The organism is Micromonospora pisi, assembly GCF_003633685.1.
GTDB classification, from domain to species: Bacteria; Actinomycetota; Actinomycetes; order Mycobacteriales; family Micromonosporaceae; genus Micromonospora_G; species Micromonospora_G pisi.
The window spans coordinates 7,110,255-7,128,620 of the sequence record NZ_RBKT01000001.1 but is presented as its reverse complement, the minus strand read 5'-3'; the positions used below and the strand labels follow the sequence as shown (position 1 = coordinate 7,128,620).

The following is an 18,366-nucleotide window of genomic DNA, read 5'->3' as shown; positions in this document are numbered from 1 at the left end:
GGATGTAACCTTGAGGGCGGCTACGCCGCCCGGCCGGTTAGCTGCCCCCTTGGACGCTGGCGATGAAGGCCAGTGAGGCGCTGCTGGATCGGCCACCATCCGGTCATGGTGTCCTCAGACGGTTCCGCGACGTCGGCGACCTGGGCCGCAACCCCGAGGACGTTCGCCCGCTCCACCAGCAACCACGAATCGGCCGTTTCGGCGTCGTCGAAGGCCAGGCCGTCGGCCACGGCAACCCCCATGCTCTGCGCCAGGGTGGCCGCCTCGGGCGGTAGGTCGACGGCGTGGATGGCGTTGCGGGCGTTGGCGAGATAGAACCGCGCCAACCGCCGGACCGCCGCCTTCCCGGAAGCGGTCTCACCCTCGAAGAGCAGTTGAACCCGGGCAAGGGCCCTCACCACGCCGACATACCGGTATCTACCGGACAAGTCAGGCTCCAATAGATGTACGTCCGTCAGCGAGTCGAGTATCCGCTCGGTCTCGGACACCGGACGGTCCAGGATGACTGCGGCAGTGGCGAGTGAAATGTCTACCAGGTCCGGCACAGCCAGCAAACGGAACGCGGACGAGTGAGAGCTGTCCAACCGCCGTAACACCCGCATCAGCGAGGTATAGAACGCGGCGCAGTCCTCGTGCGGCTCGGCCAGTCCGTCGAGCTCACCGAGCAGCCGTCCCTCGACGAGCGCCACGCTCCAATCCGGTCGGGCGGCCAGCCTGGCACCGGCGATCCGCAATGCTGCCGGGTGGTGGGAACAGAGGTCGACCAACCGTTGGGTGGTTTCCGGCTCGCGGCGCAGCCGCTCCGCGCCGACGATCCGCTCCAGCAGGGTCACCGACTCGGCCGGCTGGAGCACCCCGAGGGTGGTCCAAGATATCCCCGGAAGGTCCAGCAATCGGCGCCAGCTGGTGATGATGGCGGCGCTGCCGATCGTGGCCGGCAGCAGATAGCGGAGTTGCCGGCTGTCGTACGGGTCGTCGAGAACGACAAGAACCCGCCGACCGGCCATGATCGTGCGCCACAGCGCCGCGCGTTCCGATAGGGCTTCGGGAATGGCTTCATTGCTGATGCCGAACGCGCGCAGGAAACGGGCAAGCACGTCGCTGGGATCCGCCGGCTGCTCACCCATACCGCCCAGGTCGGCGTAGAGCTGGCCGTCCGGGAACTGCTCCCGCAGCATCGTGGCCACCCGGATCGCCAGGGCGCTCTTACCCACGCCGCCAAGCCCGACGATGCCCACAACGGGTACCTCGCCAGTGCGTGTCAGCAGCTCACTCAGCGTCCGTACGGTCTCCTCCCGGCCGGTGAAGTCGCCCAAATCCGGCGGAAGCTGCGCCGGTACGGCGGACAGGTTCTGGACCGTCTGGGGTCCTGGCCCGGCAGGCGGGTGCAGCGCCGGGGTGGCCGGCAGTCCAGGCTGCATCAGTAGGGCCGGATCGGACCGGAGGATGGGATCCGCTCGGAGGACGCGTTGATGGATCTCCTGTAACGCGGGTCCGGGCTCCACCCCTAGCTCCTCGGCGAGGGTTCGCCGGGCATCGTGGAACACGGCAAAGGCCTCCGCCGGCATGCCTGCCTGATAGAGCGCGAGCATCTGCAGCACACGCAGCCGTTCACGGAGCGGATGTTCGGCAACCAGGGGGCCGACCTCGGCCGCAACCTCGACGTGCCGGCCCAGCTCAAGATCGAGGGCGAGCCGCCGTTCGACCGCAGCCAAACGGACCTGGGTCAACCGGGCACGCTGTGCCTCGGCCCAGCCGCCCGGCACACCGGCCAGCGGACCTCCCCGGAACAGCGCGTCCGCCTCGTGCAGCAGGGCGGCTGCGCCAGCTGGGCCAGAACCGTGCTGAGCCAGGTCCGCTTGCGTGGTCAGCCAGCGGAACCGAACCAGATCGAGGGTTTCCGCCGTCACCGGTAATACGTATCCGCCCGCCACCGACGCAATGACGGGCGGTTGTCCGGAATCGGATTCGAGGACGCGGCGAAGCCGGGAAACGTACGTGCGCACTATCCGTACGCCGGTCGTCGGCGCCTCCCGCCCCCAGACCACCTCGACGAGTCCATGCGCCGAGACGTGCGTCCCCTCGTGCAGCAGCAGGGCCGCGAGGATTGCCCGTTGTTGGGGCGTACCGAGCTCCAACTCCCGCCCGCCCCGCCACGCTCGTACCGGACCGAGTACCTCGAAGCTCAACGACCCACTCAATCCGCCTACCTCCCCTTCGGCGCCACGCCACCCCAGCCGATCGCGCGCACCGAGATCATGCTCTGCGACGTGGGTACAGCGCTCCAGGATAGTCCGCGAATGTTGCTCTTGGCCCACCTTGAGCGGACGCACCGGGATGAAGCGGACCCTACGCGACGGTCACGCCAGGGTCGAGACGGCCGTACCCCACCACCCGGCCTCATCTGGGTACCTACCTCTTCCAACCGGCATCGCACTCAGGGATGTGTCGTAACTCAGTAGCCAGGGCGTGGGCGACCACCTGGAGTGATCGGCGGTGCTGCTCGGCGGTGTGAACCCGATGAACGTCAGCGCACGTGTGCGACGTAATTCAGACGTCAATCGGACGTACGCCACCCCCTAGTAGGTTTTCCCCAGGCCTCGCGCGCGGCCCTGATTCCTGACACGAATTTTCGAAGCAACATCGACGATGCTCGCGATGCGTGCCATACCCCGACGAGAGTTTGCGCTGACGTCGGCCCTGGCTCGCGATGTTCGCATGGCCGTTGCCGATAACTCAAGGAAGGAAGTGTTGGAAGTGTCTGTTCGACTGCGGTCTAAAGTCATCGTCGTCACGGGGGGCAGCAGTGGAATGGGTAGAGCCTTTGCCCAGCGAGCTGCCTCGGAGGGCGCGAAGGTTGTCATCGGTGCCCGCGACAAAACTCGTGGCGACGAGGTCGTCGCCGGGATCAGGGATAGCGGCGGAGAAGCTCTGTTCGTGCCCACGGATGTCACCATCGAGGAGCAGGTCGCCGCGCTGGTCGGCGAGGCAGTGGCGCAATTCGGTCGTTTGGACGGAGCGTTCAACAATGTAGGCGGCACTAGCCCTGGGCGGCTTCGAGAAATAGACGAAGCATTTTGGCGGGACACGATCGATCGCAACCTGACGAGCGTGTTCTTCAGTTTGAAGCACGAGATTCCAGCGATCGTGGCGTCGGGCGGTGGAAGTATCGTCAACAACGCCTCCACAATGGGGGTGATCGCCGACCCGAACATCGCAGCCTATGTGGCTGCCAAACACGGTGTCATCGGCCTCACCCGCTCGGCAGCGCTGGACGCGGCCCGCGAGGGCGTGCGAGTCAACGCCCTGGTGACCGGATTGGTTGATACCTCGCTGTTCCGCCAAGGCGCACGCAACCCCGAGCTCCAGCAGCACTTCCTGGACATGCAGCCGAGTGGGCAAATCGGCACGGAGGAGGATGTCGCCGCCTTCACTGCTTTCCTACTCAGCGACGAGGCTACGTACATCACCGGAGCGGCGCTCAGCATCGATGGTGGCATGACTGCGAAGTGATTTCGTGCGACGAAGTGGAATGTGATGGCCAGGCACATGGCCCGAGTGCAAAACAATTACCCCAGAAGATTGCTATAGGAGATGTGATGACATCCGTTGACGAACCGCTTGCGGATACCCGCGATATGTTGATGGCCCACACTATGTTCCGACGGGAGTTCTCTCTACTGCCGGGGCTGGTCCGCGGTGTCGCAGCTGGCGACAAGGAACGGTCACAGATCGTTGCCGAACACATCGAACTCGTGGATAACACGTTGCATCACCACCACACGAGCGAAGACAAGCACCTGTGGCCGAGATTGCTCGAACGCGGCTCTGCGGAGATCGCGCCGGTCGTTCACGTGATGGAGGATCAGCACCAGGCCATCGGCGATATCATCGCCGAGGTGAAAGCGACGCTGCCAACCTGGCGCGACAGTGCCGCCCCCGAGTCCGCGGAGGTCCTGGCCAACGCTCTCGACCGAATGGTTCCGCTACTCGTCGAGCACCTGAACCTCGAGGAGGAGCGCGTGCTTCCGCTCATCGAGAAGTACATTACCGCAGCGGAGTGGGGCGGCATGGTGAACGAGGGTGCGGACGCCGCTCCCCCGGAGAGCCTTCCCCTGATGTTTGGCTTGATGGCCTATGAGGGAGATCCCGAGGTCATCCAAGAAATTGTCTCTCACATGCCGCCGGAGGTCCGTCCGGTTATCGAGGAGTTGGCTGCGCAGGCGTTCGCGTCCTACTCCGAGCGCGTCCACGGCACCGCCACGCCACCCCGTGTCGGCGGCAGGGCTTAGCCACTTCCCGGTCTGCCTGCCGTCGCATTTAGGCGACGTAGGAGGACTGTAGTCGGTCGGCGCCCGCGACGGGCGGGCGCCGACCGAAAGATAGAGGTGACGCCGACGGCTGGCGCGCTGGCGCCGAACGGGTTGTTCACGGCACTCTCGCCAGCGTGTGCTCCGCTCAGCTGGGTCCGCTCCCGACCAGCACCTCGACCTCGAATGCCTACGGCATGACCTGTACGACGCGGACGCCGAGATGCTGGACATCATGAAGTGAAGTCGGCGATCCCGGCCTCTGTGGGCCGTCTTCGCCCCACTCGGCCCGCACCCGTATGAATCGCACGGGAAACTAATCTTCGACACCACGAAGCACTATTGAGACCGATCAAGAGGAAAGACATGGAAAACTACGGAATCATGAACGAGCTCGCCGGCAAGCGGGCATTGGTCACCGGCGGTACGTACGGTATCGGTGCGGGGATCGCCCAGCGCCTGATCGACGGGGGCGCCAGCGTCGTCATCGCGGCCCGCTCGGAGAGTCCGTCCGCTCCGGCGAGGGCGAAGTTCGTCGGCGGCGACGTCACCTCGGTGGCGGGCGCGCACGCCATTGCTGAGGCCGCGCTGGACATCCTGGGTGGGATCGACATCGTGGTGAACAACGCCGGTGGCACGGACGTCTATCCCGCAGGGGTGTCGGCGATCGAGGACGACCAGTGGCAGGCCGCCCTTGATCTCAACTACCTGTCCGCGGTCCGGCTGAACAGCCGGCTGGTGCCGGAGATGGTCGCGCAGGGCTCCGGCGCGATCATCCATATCTCGACCGCGCCGGCTCGTGCCCCGCTCGCGTTCCTCCTGCACTACGCTGCCGCGAAGGCGGCTCTGGCCACGTACAGCAAAGGGCTGGCCGTTGATCTGGCGCCCAAAGGGGTACGGGTCAACACGGTGACCCCGGGTCTGGTCGAGTCGCCCGGATCGGACCCGCTGCGGCAAAAGGTCGCGGCGGCGGCCGGTTTCGATCCCGCGATGATGATCAGCGGCATCCCGCTCGGACGCGCCGGGCAGCCGGCCGACATCGGTGAGGCGGTGGCGTTTCTGGTCTCCGCTCGTGCCGCGTACGTCACCGGGGTGGACCTGGTCGTCGACGGCGGGCTGAACCCGGCGGTCTGAGCGGACGCGCGCATCGGATTCTTCGGCGCAACCGCGGAACTCACCGAACAGATCGAGCGGCAGATCGCCACCAACCTCAGTGGACCCATCCAACTCGCGGTAGGTGAGCCAGCGGCGAAAGGCGGGTCTCACTCGGCCGCGAAAAGGTTCTCAACGGGCTTGTCCACGAATACTCCCAGGTCGCGTAGCTGGGGCCGATTTTCCGAGCGGTATAGGGTCAGCGTGGTGACCCGGACCCGGCCGTCGCGTATCCGCCGTCCCACCAGCTCGTGACGAGCGCCGCGTACCGGTCCGCGTCGTCCTCCCAGGTGAAGTGCCCCGCATCGAGGCAGTCGAGCTTGCTGTTGGGCAGCCGCTGATGGAGAAACTCGGCGTTGACCGGTGGCACGGCCGAATCGTGTTCGCCGGCGATGATCTGGACCGGCGTCTGCACCTTCGGCAGGAGATCACGGAGGATCGGCAGGTCGGTCGGGTAGGCGCGGGCGTAGCGCATCGACTCGACGAAACGGTCGCCCTCGTAGGCTGACAGGTAGTCCTCACGGACGGAGTCAGGCAGAACGTACCGCTCGATGCTGCCCAACGTGCTGGCCACGATTTGTCTTGGGTCCAGGCTGCGGAAGCTGTCCAGGTCCGGGGCTTCGACCCAGTCCTTCAGCGCCCCGCCCAACTGGATCCGGACCGCCGCGCCCCCACTTCCGACGACAAGGCTACGTAACCTGCCCGGATGCTGGGCGGCGGCGAACAGTGCGGCGCCGGTGCCAACGTCAGGCCCGACGACGTGGGGGTTGTCGAGCCCGAAGGTGTCGGCAGCGCGAATGACGAACTCGCCCATCGCCCGAGGGGACATCAGCTCGTCGCGACCCTCGGAATGCCCGAACCCCGGCAGGTCGATCGCCACCAGGTGCGCGTGTTCAGCGAGCCGGGTCCAGATCGGTTCGAAGGCGAACAGGCTCTCCGGCCACGGGTTAAGCAGCAGCGCGTGCTCGGTTCGGTCCTCGCTCTCGGCAAAACGGACATTCAGTCCGTCAATGTCCCGGAACTGCGTACGGATGGTCTGGTTGGCCGAGCGAGTCACCGTGTCGCGCTCCTCCCTGCTGGCCCCGCCGGCGATCCTCCGTGGTCTAGTCGTCAACACGACCGTACCAACGGGCCCGGGTCACGGCCGCGTATCGCACTTTTCCAGTCGATGGACCCGGCCACCAAGGTGCCGGCGGGGGTGCCGCTCGCCACGTTGATATCGGACGCCGAGTCCAGCAGTCGCTTGACCAGCGCCAGCCTGCGTTACGCCCGCAGCCGGGGCCGGCCACCTCGCACGAACCCGGTGGAGTCAGCCCCCCGCCCACCGCCGTGGAAGTCAGACGCCCCGGCCAGGCGGCGCGCCGATCCCCGCCCCGGGGTGCAGCCGCGCGAGCCGCAGGCGGACCGTCACCGAACGCAAGGAACGATCCACTCCGAGTAGTATCGCATCGCTCATATCCCACCGATAGCGACCGAGAGGGCCACCAGCTCCACAAGTCCTCAGAGGACGACACCGATCGATCAATCGGACTACCTCAGCGCGCAGGCCAGCATTTGCCCAGTATGACGTCCGAAACGAGCCATGATCAGTCGAAGTCAACCGAAAGATCAACTCAGCCATCACCACGGCCCTGAGCTGGTAAAACAGCCTAAGCGATGCCGTTGAGCAGCTGTCTTGCCATGACGATCCACTGCACTTGATTTGTGCCCTCGTAGATCTGGGTGATCTTTGCACCAAAGCAGCCTGACCTGCGACAACGCCCTCTGAGGCCCGGTCGAACCAGCATTTGCCCAGAGTCCCCGATCCCGACATTACGGACTAGCCCGTTAGAGCAAACTGAAGCACCCGAGGATCAGCGGGGAAGCTACGGGCGGTACGAGTGTCGGCGTACCGGGCATAGGTCGCTCGGCGTTCGGTTTGTGCCGGTGGGACTACCTTGAGCTGGCACGCACTGTCCGCTCGATCGTCGTTGTTGTTCCTCACGCATGCCGCACCGCACCGGACCGGTTTGGCCCGGTGTGGTGCGGCATGCGGGCTCCCGCGTCGCCTGTTAGATCGTGGCGCTCACGGCCACGGGCTCAAGGCGCCAATCCCGCACGGGCCTGCCGCCGGCAAAGCGCCACTCCGCACTGCACTTGGCGCAGTCGATACGCACGTCGTGCTCCTGGAAGCCCGGCACGTTGTCATGCTCTTCGATGATCTCCCCGTCGCCGCAGGGACACAGGTACTCGTAGCGCTCCACGGTCCCGGCGCCTGCGCCCCAGCCCCCATGGTTGTGCGCGCCTCCACCGATCCGCTCGGTACGAACGGGCGCTGCCGATGGCATCGTCCTCATCCACTCCGCGATGGTGCTCACCACGGCGTCGTAGGCTTCGGGCGAGTGCGGAACCTCGTGGAAGATCGTCAGCAGGTCGTCGGGGGTGCGGGCGATGCGGTGGTCGCTGTCTCGCACACCTGCGGAGTAGTCGCTCGCGAGATCGCCGATGACGTCGTCACGGCCTGCCTGCAGGATCAGCCAGGCGTGGAACGGGGCTGACGCGGCCACAGGAACCGGCTGGACCCAGCCACCTGTGATGTGCTCACCCGCTGCCGCCCGCGCGAGGACGGTCTGCAGGTATGTGTATCCGGCGGGGCGGTAGTGGTCGGCATTCGGCTGGGTCTGCCCTGGGCCGACCATCCGGTGTACGTAGTCGTGCTCGCGCTCCGGCACGCCGATCAAGAGGTTCGGCCCGGAGTCGTCGGGGTGGGCGACCGGGAGTCCCAGCGCTGCCGCCGCCCAGATCATGCGGCCGTTGGACACGTAGGAGCAGTGTGGGCTGAGAAACCACTCCGCGGTGTGCTTCAAGGAGTAGCTACCCACCTCCGGCGTCGCCGAGTCAGGGATCGGCGTGAACATCCGGAGCACGTCCGTGATGAGAGCGAGTTCGATGAAGTCGGTCTCACTGTTGAAGCGCCACGGCACTGCCGAGGAGAAGCCGTTCTCGCCAAGACGGGGATTGCCGCCGCGCGCGCCGATCAGGTCGTGATTGTCGAGGGCAGCGATCAGGTGCCGGGCGCTGACCCGTTCACCGAGGAGTCCCTGGGCCAGAGGGGAACCCATCTGCCGCAGCGCAGTGGTGTACTTCGTCCCCGTGAAGGCTGACCACGCGCGCGCATCCTGCTGGAGCTCGCGATTCCGGGTGTGATTGTCGGAGGTCATCTCAACTCTGCTCCGGGCTATGCAACCCACGCCTGCCAGCCCTGTGCCATGAGAGAGATCTCGGTCCGACAGGTACTGCTCTTCTCTGGATCGGCCGCCGTTGTCCTCTGCGTCTTCGTCGCGTGGGGACTCAGACTCGGAGCGAGGCAGTCCAGACTGCCCACATGGAGCCTAGCAGCAGACGTCGCTCATCACCTGTGGTCAGCTTCGACGGGATCGTCGACCTGGTCGGAGGCATCTCGCTGCGGACGGTCGCCCCACTGGCCAAGGATCCCCGCAACGTCATCGCCGTGGGTGATATGTCTGTGCCCGATATTGGTGGGCGTTTCGTCGATCGTCGCCTCGACCGCGAGAACCTGGAGCGGGCCGCCGGCTGGCCCTCGACGGAGTCCTCACACCCGTGATCACTGCGGTCCATCCACTCTCCAACGCTCCGGCCGCCCTCGCCACCGTCGAGAACGGTCACACTTCGGGCAAGGTTGTCATCAAGGTGGCATGAGAGGTGCCCGGCCGGCCGAGGCCGGTTGGCACCTGTCCGATCTAGTTGAGGCTTTCTGCGGCCGCTCGTCAGGTATGCCGTCGGGAAGGAGCAAGTCCGATGAGCGAATCTCTTGCGATCGATCACGAGGGGAACGCGTTGGTGGCGTTTCACCGGGCTGCCGAAGGCGGCAGCGTCGATGACGCCCCGCTAACCGCGTCCCTAGTTGCCTGGTGGCATAACGAGCGGCTGCTACTGGTCTTTGATCGACAACGGCAACAGTGGGAGCTGCCCGGCGGCATGATTGACCCTGGCGAGACACCCCGGCAGGCAGCTGTCCGCGAGCTGCGAGAAGAGACCGGCTACGAGCTTGAACAACTAGCCCTCGCCGGCCATGCGCGGTTCGCTCTTGGTCCCGAACGGCGCTCGGAGTACGCGGCCGTCTTCGGGGCGTGCGCGGTGCCGCACGGGCGCGACTTCACCCCGAATGAGGAGATCATCGCAGTGTGCTGGTGGGACGGCGTGCAGCCGCTCTCCGGTCGGGTCCAGATACTCGACGTGCTGCTCGGGCAGCTTTCGAGATCAAGTTCCACCTGTCCAACTGGTGATGGCGGCCGCTGAGGGTTCTAGGCTGCGGTGTCGCGTCCGGTCGAAGGTTGCGGATGACGACGATGGTGACCCGCGGCTCGCACGTCGAGGCGCCACAGCGCGGTGACCTGGTCGCGGTTCAGCGCCCGGGTGTGCGCCCGGTAACCTTCGGCCGGACCCAGCCCGCAGCGGGGGTCCCCAGCGATCCAGCCGGCCGGCTCGCGCCACCAGGTGTCGGGGTACGGCTTGGAGTGCAGAGCCAGGTACACGATGAGCTACAAGGATCCACAAGCCGCCGCATCGACGTCGGGTGCATCGAGGACTGCCGTCGGCCACCAGGACGGCTGCCTGATCTAACTACGTTGGGTCACAGGAGGACGGAAGGATGAGCGTGGATCGCGGCTAGATGCGGACTCGTCCACTGCGCGAGCGGGTTATCCCTCGGCAGCGGGTCGGCTCCGCACCACCAGCTCGTCGATCTCCAAACGGCCGACGCGCAGCTCCCGCACCACCGCCCGGCGGATAGCTAACCGCCCGATGACCAGCACCCCAACGGCCACGGCCCCGACGGCCAGCGCCCCGACGGCCAGGGCGCCGAGCGACGCCGCCCCCGCAGCCCGCGCGCCTGTAGCCGCCGCGCCCGTCGCCACCGCACCGTCGGCGCGCGTCCCGGCCAACCGCATCAGGCGAACCTCTCGCTTCATCCCCCCATTATCCGCGCACCGCCGGCCGCCCGATCCCCACAGATCCCGGATGTCACCCCACCGCCCCTATCTTCGTCCGTACCGCCCGCCGCCAATCGCTGCATCCGGCGCCGAAGGGCGGAGGTGAACGGGCGGGCCGAGTCGCGGCTTCACAGGCCAATCCGGCAGGCCGCGGCCAAGACAGTGTCCCGGCACTGCTGCGCCGCATCGCAGACAGCATCGAACAACGGCCCGGCATCGAAGTCCAGGACGTCACCCTGCACAGCGAGGTCACCGCCGACGGAGCCGACGGGCCGCGCGCTATCTGCGGCAGATCAGGAAGCCGGCGCATACTGGTGTGGCTGGTAGGGCAGCGCCGCTGATCAGAGGCCGCGGTCTTCAGTCCCCGTCGGTGGTGCGAGTCCGCCGAGCTTGGTAAGAAATCGATCGACCTGCTCCGCGAGGGGTGGCCACGGCAGGTTGGGCTCGTTGATCCATAGCGAGAGCATGCCGATCATCGCGGCACGGAGATCGAGCGCAACGGTGAGAGGTCACCGGGCGGGGCTGCGCCGGCGTCCATGCACTCCTGTATGACAGCTGAGTTCAGCACCTTGAGTGGGCACCACTCGGGCAGGTTCTTCGGGCACCAGCGGGGCCGGCGATCCTAGTGATCGTGTTTTGTCGATGAGGAGGATCGGCACTTGGTTTCGATGCCAACCGGTGCGCTGGGGTCATGATCGGCAACATGTTTCGGCACCAGGTTCGACACGCGGCCGGTGCCCCGGAACCGTAACCCTTCACATTTGCCCGCTGCGGACCCGTCACCGTTGACGGTGCCGATCGATGGACACGGAGAAGGGTGCACGCTGTCGACGGCCAGGTGTCACCTCTGCCGCACCACTCCGCCGACCCGCAGCACGGCCGGCCCCATCCCTAGGGGTGGGGCCGGCCACACGTCGGACCGGGAGCGTGAGGGCTGTTATGGCGGGCGAGGAGCAACGCGGCGGGTTGCCCGGTGACAACGGGCCAAGCAACGCCGGCCGAGGCGGGACGGCCGGCCGGGACGATAGTGCCTACCTGCGGCCGGACCTCCCGCCGGTCATCGCCCGGCTACGCGGCAACCAGGGCCATTCCCGCATGGTCGGAGCTGAGCATCAGAAGCCCGCCAGCGGCCGGAATGCACCGATGCCCACCAGCGCGACCGATGCAAAACAGGCCGCCGATCTGGACCGTGAGCTGAAGGAACTGCGGGCCAGGGCCAGGAGCATCGCCCGAGAACTTGCAGTCCTTGCCCGGCGAGGGCGCGAGCTGCGCCGGCAGGTCGAGGCCCACCAGAAACGCCGATCCGTCTGATCGCGGGCCGCGCGAGCCTTGAATCGATCCAGCCACCGCCGGCTACGCGAGCCGCACCGCGACCCCACCCGTTCGCGGTGGTCAACCTGCCTACGCCCACCGCCCCAAGATCAGCAAACGGCTTACTGTGAGCGCCATCTCCCGCCCCGTTCTTCCCCACACACTGGTACCGGAACAAGCTGCCGATCTTCGGCACCCGGTCGCTGGTACCCAAAGAAGCTAATGATCAGCGGTCGCCGATCCCCTGTCATGTCAGGCGGTGCCCGAAGAACCTGCCCGAGTGGTGCCCGTTCAAGGTGCCGGAATCAGCGGGGTGAAGGTGGAGTCGCGCCCACCTCGAACCGCTACCGACCCGCGATGCCGAATCATGCGAGGTGGGTCGCTGGCAGGACAGGAGGGCCGACCTGTGTAGGCCGCCGGGCAGAGCCGGCAACGTACGGTTCGCCCTGAGAGGCACCTGAGACCGAGCTACTAGTCATTGCCGTGCCCACGGGCCTACCAGGGCGATGCAGCCGAGCAGATGAACGCGCCGCCGGGCACTCCGATCTATCCACGGGTCCGGCGCCGTCCTCAACACAACCCACATACCCAGCCGTCTCACGGAGCTGTCACCAACACGGGATCGATCATCTTGAGTTCAGGGATGCTTCCACTCATAAGAGCCGCTTCCCCCGACATCGACGAGCCGTGATATTAGCCAGACGACCAAGACAACAAAGATCGACGGACTGCTATCCCGTGTCGCCTCGTGGTGTTTCGTCTGCCCGGACTGCGCCCGGAAGGAGATCAAAAACCCCGCCCCCACGATCTGGGGGCGGGGCTCTGACCTGCACTTTCAGTTGTAGCGGGGACAGGATTTGAACCTGCGACCTCTGGGTTATGAGCCCAGCGAGCCGCTCGGCATTCCCGGCCCGCGTCGCCGCGCAAACTCCATGGCGCAGCTGAACACCCGCTTTGCACGGCGCCTCGACCAGGCGGGCAGGGACTGGGCTGCGGTACCACCGGCACAGGTCCAGCCCCCGCGACCCCGACGCATCATCCCAGGGGATGACGATCATGTGCTCCCAGTTTGCTCCCAATGTAAGGAGCACAACCAAAACAGCTCGTTACCGGTAATCCGGTAACGAGCCGCTGACCTGCTCATACAGCTGGTGGGCGATACTGGGTTTGAACCAGTGACCTCTTCCGTGTCAAGGAACGGTCCGCGACGCTCTGACCAGCACGGATGTCAACGCCCCTGGTAGACGCAGGGACGATCAGAGCAGCTCAACCGGGTTGAACGCCGTTCAGCGCTGTTGGGCGCGCCCCGCTGCTCCCAATCTGCTCCCCAACGCCCCCGCCGTCGGGACAGGAGCGCCCGGTCGAGTGCACCGTCATGCCGAGCCGCGGTACATCTCCAAATGCAAGTTGGCGAGGCAGCGACGTGTGCCGTCGCGGACGTTCATGGCGCGAACGTACGTGCTCGCCGTGATCGAGCACGCCAGTCGCCGTGTCCGCGTCCTGGGCGCGACCGCGCACCCCGACCTCCAAATGGGTGGCGCAAACGGCAAAGAACCTGGTCATGGACCTCGAGGACGCCGGCCACCAGGCCCGGTTCATGATCCGCGACCGGGACGGGAAGTTCCTACCCTCGTTTAACGCCGTCCTCAAGGACGCGGGCATCGACGTCGTGCTCAACGGCGTCCGGATACCCCGCATGAACTCGATCATGGAACGCTGGATACAAACCTGCCGGCGTGAACTCCTGGACCGCACCCTGATCTGGAACCAGCGACATCTCCTACACGCTCTACGCGAGTTCGAACAGTTCTACAACGGGCACCGCCCGCACCAGGGCATCGCGAACGCCCGACCACTCCACCCGCTGCCCGCACCGGTCACCGACCCAGACGAGATCGCACACCTCAACGCACGAAGACGCGATCGCCTCGGCGGCGTCCTCCACGAATACGAGCATGCCGCTCGACCTGCCCGGACGAGATTTTCGGCAAGGGCATCGTCGGTGTGGAGACCGATGACGAGGACAAGCTTCACATCGAAGACCTTGTTGCCGCTGCGGGGGGTGAGTGGTACGGGTTCCTGTTCGACAACCCGTCCCAGCAACTGCCACCAACGCTGACCTGGTGCTTTAACTTTCCCTTCGAGGACGTTTCGCGCAAGGACGAAGACACTCCGCTCAGCCTTGCCGTGGGGTGGCTTTCCATCCCAGCGGGGAGCTGGCGACGTCTCGCCGGGCACCACATGACGAACGCAAGCTTCGGGAAGCCAGCAGAGGCCAGCTTCTACTACTACCTGCATCACCGCTTCAACACGACCACCCTCGATCTGGTCGAGCAACGCGGACGTTCACTGAGGGCTGTGGCAACCGTGTCCGGTGATATCGATCATCTCGGCATCGATCCAGTCCACGCCGATGCCTGGCTAACGTTCACCGGGATACTCGTCTCGCTCCACGACGTGACCTCACCCGATGTCGCCCTGGCCCGGCTCAATCAGTTCACCGACACGGACGGTTTGGCACTCGACACCGGCGGCTCGGAGGCGGCGCTGCGATTCACGACGCGACCGGACTGACCGCCGACCCGCCTCACGCAGACGGGCCGATACGGTCAGGGCACATGCCCGCGCCCAGCAAGCCCGTCCTCGACCACGAGCGGGGTCAGCGTCGCGCGGAGTGGTCCGACCGAGATCACCTGCACGGATCTGGGCACCCCAACTACCGAGCATCGCCGCTAGCGTGGGGCTACTACATTGACCCATCCATCCGATGGAAGGTGAGCAAATGGGACTCTTTGGCCGTAGGGGGCGCTCCGGTGGTACACGGGAGAACGGTGCCCAGCCGACTCTGGAGGACGGGCTTGCGACCTTACAGGCGTTGGACGAACGCTATCTCGTGCTTGGCTTCCAACCAATGAGCGGCAACGGTCAGGCCACTGTGGCCAGGGGCAACCCCGATCAGGCCACGTACACCGCGATCTACGTTCCCGGCATCGGTAGCGGACTGAGCAGCATCGGAACCCACCTAAAGTCTGCCGAGCTGCTTCACCAGCAGGCCAGCTCGCAAACCACCGAGCCCGTGTCCGTGATCGCCTGGGCCGGCTACGACGCCCCGAGGAGCCCGCGGGACGCGGGCAGCTCCTCCCGGGCGGACGCGGCCGCCGTCGCGCTGGTGGGATTCGTGGCCGGGATCCGCGCTACTCACGAAGGCCCACGTCCAGCCCGGATCAGCGTCATCGGCCACGGCTACGGTGGCCTGGTCATCGGCGCCGCCGCCAAATCCGGCAGCCTCGACGTCGACAACCTCGTCTTCCTCGGCTGCCCCTCCGCCGGGGTAGACCACGCAAGCAACCTCCGCGTCCCTGGAGGAGTCTTCGCGACCTCGGCCGAAAACAACGACGACGGCACCCCCTTCGGAGTTCACGGGCCGCGCCCGGACACGCCCGACTTCGGAGCCCATGTCATAAAGCCCGTCGCACGTTCCGACGGGGATCCGGTTACGCCCTACCTACCCGCCCTCGGACACGTCATCGTGGGCCAGGCCTAGTCGCAACGCCGTTCAGTTAGGCGTGGGTGGGGCTGGTCAAGGGGCGTGTTGATCGGGTAACGGGAAGCGGGGTTCCGGTATCAAGGTTTGTCACTCCAAGACAACCCGAACCAGGAACCCCGCTCGGTGGATCAAATTGCTATAACCCGTACGGTCACGGCAGCCGCCGGTCCGTTCGCGGCCGGTCCTCTCGGTGAGCTGACCCGTCTCGCGCCGTTCGAGATGGCCGATGAGGTCCTGGCCACGACCCTGCGTACACAGCAACGTCCGGTTGTTGCCGGCCCGGGTCGTGGTGTGCCTGCTGCTGGCCTGTTCGCCGATCGGGGCTCCCGGCAGGTGCGGGCGAAACTCGTCGCTGGTCTGCACGGGCTTCCGGCGCCCGCTCCCAGCATGAGCGCCTTGCGGCAGGCCCGGCAGCGACTCGGCCCGTTCCCGCCCCACGGTTCTTCGGTCAACTCGTGCACGATCTCGGCCTCGCCAGACGTTGCCGGGAGCCTCTGCGGGTGACAACGGTGAGCAGCCATCCCAAGGTGAGGAGTCCTGCCCCCAGCGACGTGAGGAACCGGACGTCGGTACCGGTGACAGGGAGTTCCGCGGTGACTACAACCGATCCATCAGGATCACCGCACGTCGTTGACGCCGGGGAGTTGTTCGCGTCCCCAGTGTACGAGACAGTCCATCGGTACGCGCCAACCGAGGTCGGAATGAACGGGGCCGATGTGTAACTGCCGTTATCCGACACCGGAACGGTTGACGTGAACACCGGCGGACCCGAACACGTCTCGTCTTCGGGACCAAACAGAAGGAACGTGGTTGTCCCTGTCGGGTTCACCCCATCGGTGAGTGTCGCCGTAGCTGAGACCTGACCACCCAGCGTCACGCTCGGTGACGCCGTCGTCCTCAACGACACGGGCACCGGCGTCACACTGACGGACGCCCCAGGGTCATTACACGTCGTTGAGGCCGGTGAGTTGTTCGGGTCCCCGTTGTACGAGGCAGTCCACCGGTACGTGCCACCCGCATCCGGAGTAAACGGGGTCGATGTGTAATCGCCGTTACCCGACACCGTTATTTCCGACCGGAACGGCGGAGGATTCGAGCATGTCGGATCCCCGGGACCGAACAGAAGGAACGTGATCGTCCCTGTCGGGTTCACCCCATCGGTGAGTGTTGCCGTATCCGAGACCTGACCACCTAGCGCCACGCTCGGCGACGCCGTCGTCCTCAACGACGTGGGGGCAGGCAGGACTTCGACAGTCGTACCAGGGTCATTGCACGTCGTTGACGCCGGCAAGTTATTCGCGTTCCCGTTGTACGAGGCAGTCCACCGGTACGTCCCCGCCGCAGTCGGAATAAACGGGCCCGCATCGTAGCGGCCGTTACCGAACACCGGTATGTTGTCGGAGAACGTTGGCGCACGTGAGCACGTCGTATCCCCCGGACCAAACAGGCGGAGCATGATTAGCCCTAACGGGTCCACCCCGCCAGTGAGTATCGCCGTACTCGACACCTGACCACCCAATGTCACATCCCGCGACAGCATCATCCTCAATGACGTCCGGGCAGGCGTCACATCGACGGACTCGCCAGGATCATTACATGTGGTTGATACCGACACGTTGTTCAGGTCCCCGCTGTACCAGGCAACCCACCGGTACGTGCCCGCCGTAGTCGGTCTGAACGAGCGCGACGGGTAAATTCCGTTACCTGACACTGGCACGGTTGAGTCGAAGACCGGCGCGCGCGAACACGTCGTATCCCCCGGACGGAACAGAACGAACGTGATCGTCCCCGTGGGATTGTTTACCCCACCGGACAGCGTCGCCGTATCGAACACCTGACCACCACTACCCAACACCACGCTCGGTGACGCCACAGTCGTGAGCGTCGCAACCAAAGGTGCCGGCGCGGCTGGGCGGGGCCCGGTTCCCGCCCTGCCAACGGTGGGGGCTGATTTCGTGGGTGTCGGCGTGCGGGTTGCTTGCGCAGACGGAATGCCCGCTCGCGTGCGATCGGCGGTTGCGGCCGGGCTGGGCGATGTCTGGCCAGGCGCTACGGCGCTGGTCAGCGTGGTAGGGAGCGGATGTGCACTGGCCAGGCCGGTGCCGTAGGTGAGCGCGGCGGTCACGCCCACTGCGCAACTCGCGATGATCTTCTTGCCGGTGATTCGGCGGGTGTACTTTTGCGGCACCATGACTCCTGCTCGGGCGAGGAGAAGCCGACTCTTCGGCTATCGGCCTGATTGCTCCCCAAAAGCGAAGATTAGATGGTCAAACGCCGTAACGGACATAAACCAGAAAACACCGTACGTGCGCCCCTAGGTTCTTGCGTCTGCGAAACCGCAGGTGTCGGATCCGTCAGTACGACTTCTCCTGCCCCAGCACGTGTTGCGCGACGAAGTTGAGGATCATTTCGCGGCTGACCGGGGCGATCCGGGTCGCGCGTACGGTGCCGAGCAGCGTCGCTACGCCGTACTCGGTGGTCATGCCGTTGCCGCCGCGCGTTCGAGGTCCACCGGCGCCGCAGCGGGGTCGGCGCGGCGGGCTATGACCCCGGATGCTGCTGGGCTTGGCGCCGGCCCAGGCAGCCCGCAGCTGACCTACGACATCGCCGTCGATCCTGACTTCGAGCACTGGCGGCGCTGGTACGGCGAACAGATGGCGTTGCTTCCCACGCCGCAAGCCGACGCGCTCGCCCGGCGCCTCTGGCGGGACGAGCATTTCTGGCCCTGTGAGTGCCGAAAAGCTCATCCGTCCTGGCCGCAGCCATCTAAATCATCGAGGCGGAAGGCTCCGCTGAAGACGTGGAACCTCTCGGCTGGATCGCAACGGTTGTCTACGTCGAGTACTGCGCGACGAGGGGGTGTGCTGTTTCGACTGGCCTACCTCGGCGTGACCAACACCCTCGCCCTGCTACGACTGCTACCCATGAGCGACCACGACAAAGACACCGAAATCCTCGCGCTCCGGCACCAGATCACGGTCCTCAAACGACAACCGCACGGCGACCGCGTCCAACTCACCCCGGCGGACCGGGCATAGTTGGCCGCCCTGCTACA

At 65.8% G+C, this 18,366-nt stretch carries 16 protein-coding genes, 1 tRNA gene and 1 pseudogene; 11 read left to right on the top strand and 7 right to left on the bottom strand.

What is annotated here, in order from left to right; translation table 11 throughout:
• Positions 1–20: 20 nt before the first annotated feature.
• Positions 21–2,201 (bottom strand): AfsR/SARP family transcriptional regulator, encoded by a 2,181-nt coding sequence (locus BDK92_RS30870; protein ID WP_147457170.1) that lies wholly within the window; start codon positions 2,199–2,201, stop codon positions 21–23.
• 457 nt (positions 2,202–2,658) lie between these two features.
• Between BDK92_RS30870 and BDK92_RS30865 the strand changes: the two genes are divergently transcribed.
• The 3 genes from BDK92_RS30865 to BDK92_RS30855 all read left to right on the top strand — a co-directional run bounded on the left by BDK92_RS30865 (position 2,659) and on the right by BDK92_RS30855 (position 5,444).
• Positions 2,659–3,513, top strand: coding sequence for an SDR family NAD(P)-dependent oxidoreductase (locus BDK92_RS30865; RefSeq protein ID WP_246017338.1), 855 nt, complete (start codon positions 2,659–2,661; stop codon positions 3,511–3,513).
• 86 nt (positions 3,514–3,599) lie between these two features.
• Positions 3,600–4,292, top strand: a complete 693-nt coding sequence (locus BDK92_RS30860; protein ID WP_121159907.1) for a hemerythrin domain-containing protein — start codon at positions 3,600–3,602, stop codon at positions 4,290–4,292.
• A gap of 384 nt (positions 4,293–4,676) precedes the next feature.
• Complete coding sequence (locus BDK92_RS30855; protein WP_121159906.1) at positions 4,677–5,444, top strand: oxidoreductase; 768 nt, start codon at positions 4,677–4,679, stop codon at positions 5,442–5,444.
• 217 nt (positions 5,445–5,661) lie between these two features.
• Here BDK92_RS30855 and BDK92_RS30850 read toward each other — a convergent pair whose 3' ends face one another.
• The gene (locus BDK92_RS30850; RefSeq protein WP_170208743.1) at positions 5,662–6,519 is read right to left on the bottom strand and encodes an alpha/beta fold hydrolase; all 858 of its coding nucleotides are present in this window, start codon (positions 6,517–6,519) and stop codon (positions 5,662–5,664) included.
• Positions 6,520–7,513: 994 nt separating this feature from the next.
• Positions 7,514–8,662, bottom strand: a complete 1,149-nt coding sequence (locus BDK92_RS39810; RefSeq protein ID WP_211349422.1) for a hypothetical protein — start codon at positions 8,660–8,662, stop codon at positions 7,514–7,516.
• A 197-nt stretch (positions 8,663–8,859) separates the two neighbouring features.
• Between BDK92_RS39810 and BDK92_RS39805 the strand changes: the two genes are divergently transcribed.
• The 3 genes from BDK92_RS39805 (at position 8,860) to BDK92_RS30835 (ending at position 9,761) form a co-directional block, all read left to right on the top strand.
• The gene (locus tag BDK92_RS39805) at positions 8,860–9,066 is read left to right on the top strand and encodes a hypothetical protein (protein ID WP_211349421.1); all 207 of its coding nucleotides are present in this window, start codon (positions 8,860–8,862) and stop codon (positions 9,064–9,066) included.
• Positions 9,063–9,161, top strand: coding sequence for a hypothetical protein (locus tag BDK92_RS41315; protein ID WP_211349420.1), 99 nt, complete (start codon positions 9,063–9,065; stop codon positions 9,159–9,161). The genes BDK92_RS39805 and BDK92_RS41315 overlap by 4 nt, the downstream gene beginning before the upstream one ends.
• 99 nt (positions 9,162–9,260) lie before the next feature.
• Positions 9,261–9,761, top strand: a complete 501-nt coding sequence (locus tag BDK92_RS30835; protein WP_121159904.1) for an NUDIX hydrolase — start codon at positions 9,261–9,263, stop codon at positions 9,759–9,761.
• Between the two features lie 401 nt (positions 9,762–10,162).
• On the opposite strand, the gene BDK92_RS30825 is transcribed toward BDK92_RS30835, so the two are convergent.
• The 3 genes from BDK92_RS30825 to BDK92_RS30805 form a co-directional block, all read right to left on the bottom strand.
• Positions 10,163–10,432 carry a hypothetical protein gene (locus tag BDK92_RS30825; RefSeq protein WP_121153555.1) on the bottom strand — a complete coding sequence of 90 codons (270 nt, stop codon included), beginning with the start codon at positions 10,430–10,432 and terminating at the stop codon, positions 10,163–10,165.
• A gap of 1,089 nt (positions 10,433–11,521) precedes the next feature.
• On the bottom strand, positions 11,522–11,743 hold the full coding sequence (locus tag BDK92_RS30810) for a hypothetical protein (RefSeq protein ID WP_121159902.1): 222 nt from the start codon (positions 11,741–11,743) through the stop codon (positions 11,522–11,524).
• A 1,170-nt stretch (positions 11,744–12,913) separates the two neighbouring features.
• A tRNA-Leu gene (locus BDK92_RS30805) sits at positions 12,914–13,001 on the bottom strand.
• Positions 13,002–13,325: 324 nt separating this feature from the next.
• Here BDK92_RS30805 and BDK92_RS41310 point away from each other — a divergent pair.
• The 4 genes from BDK92_RS41310 to BDK92_RS41305 all read left to right on the top strand — a co-directional run bounded on the left by BDK92_RS41310 (position 13,326) and on the right by BDK92_RS41305 (position 15,815).
• Entirely contained in the window at positions 13,326–13,883 is a 558-nt protein-coding gene (locus BDK92_RS41310) for an integrase core domain-containing protein (protein ID WP_425462276.1), read from the top strand.
• Positions 13,769–14,338, top strand: coding sequence for a hypothetical protein (locus BDK92_RS38620; RefSeq protein ID WP_147457169.1), 570 nt, complete (start codon positions 13,769–13,771; stop codon positions 14,336–14,338). Before BDK92_RS41310 ends, BDK92_RS38620 begins: the two co-directional genes overlap by 115 nt.
• A gap of 301 nt (positions 14,339–14,639) precedes the next feature.
• Positions 14,640–15,308 carry an alpha/beta hydrolase gene (locus BDK92_RS30790; RefSeq protein ID WP_170208742.1) on the top strand — a complete coding sequence of 223 codons (669 nt, stop codon included), beginning with the start codon at positions 14,640–14,642 and terminating at the stop codon, positions 15,306–15,308.
• A gap of 126 nt (positions 15,309–15,434) precedes the next feature.
• Entirely contained in the window at positions 15,435–15,815 is a 381-nt protein-coding gene (locus tag BDK92_RS41305; RefSeq protein ID WP_147457168.1) for a transposase domain-containing protein, read from the top strand.
• A 1,850-nt stretch (positions 15,816–17,665) separates the two neighbouring features.
• Here BDK92_RS41305 and BDK92_RS30775 read toward each other — a convergent pair.
• A pseudogene (locus BDK92_RS30775) lies at positions 17,666–17,815 on the bottom strand (acyl-CoA dehydrogenase); the annotation flags it as partial.
• A gap of 357 nt (positions 17,816–18,172) precedes the next feature.
• On the opposite strand from BDK92_RS30775, the gene BDK92_RS39795 reads away from it, so the two are divergent.
• Positions 18,173–18,349 (top strand): hypothetical protein, encoded by a 177-nt coding sequence (locus BDK92_RS39795; RefSeq protein ID WP_246016790.1) that lies wholly within the window; start codon positions 18,173–18,175, stop codon positions 18,347–18,349.
• Positions 18,350–18,366: the final 17 nt, after the last annotated feature.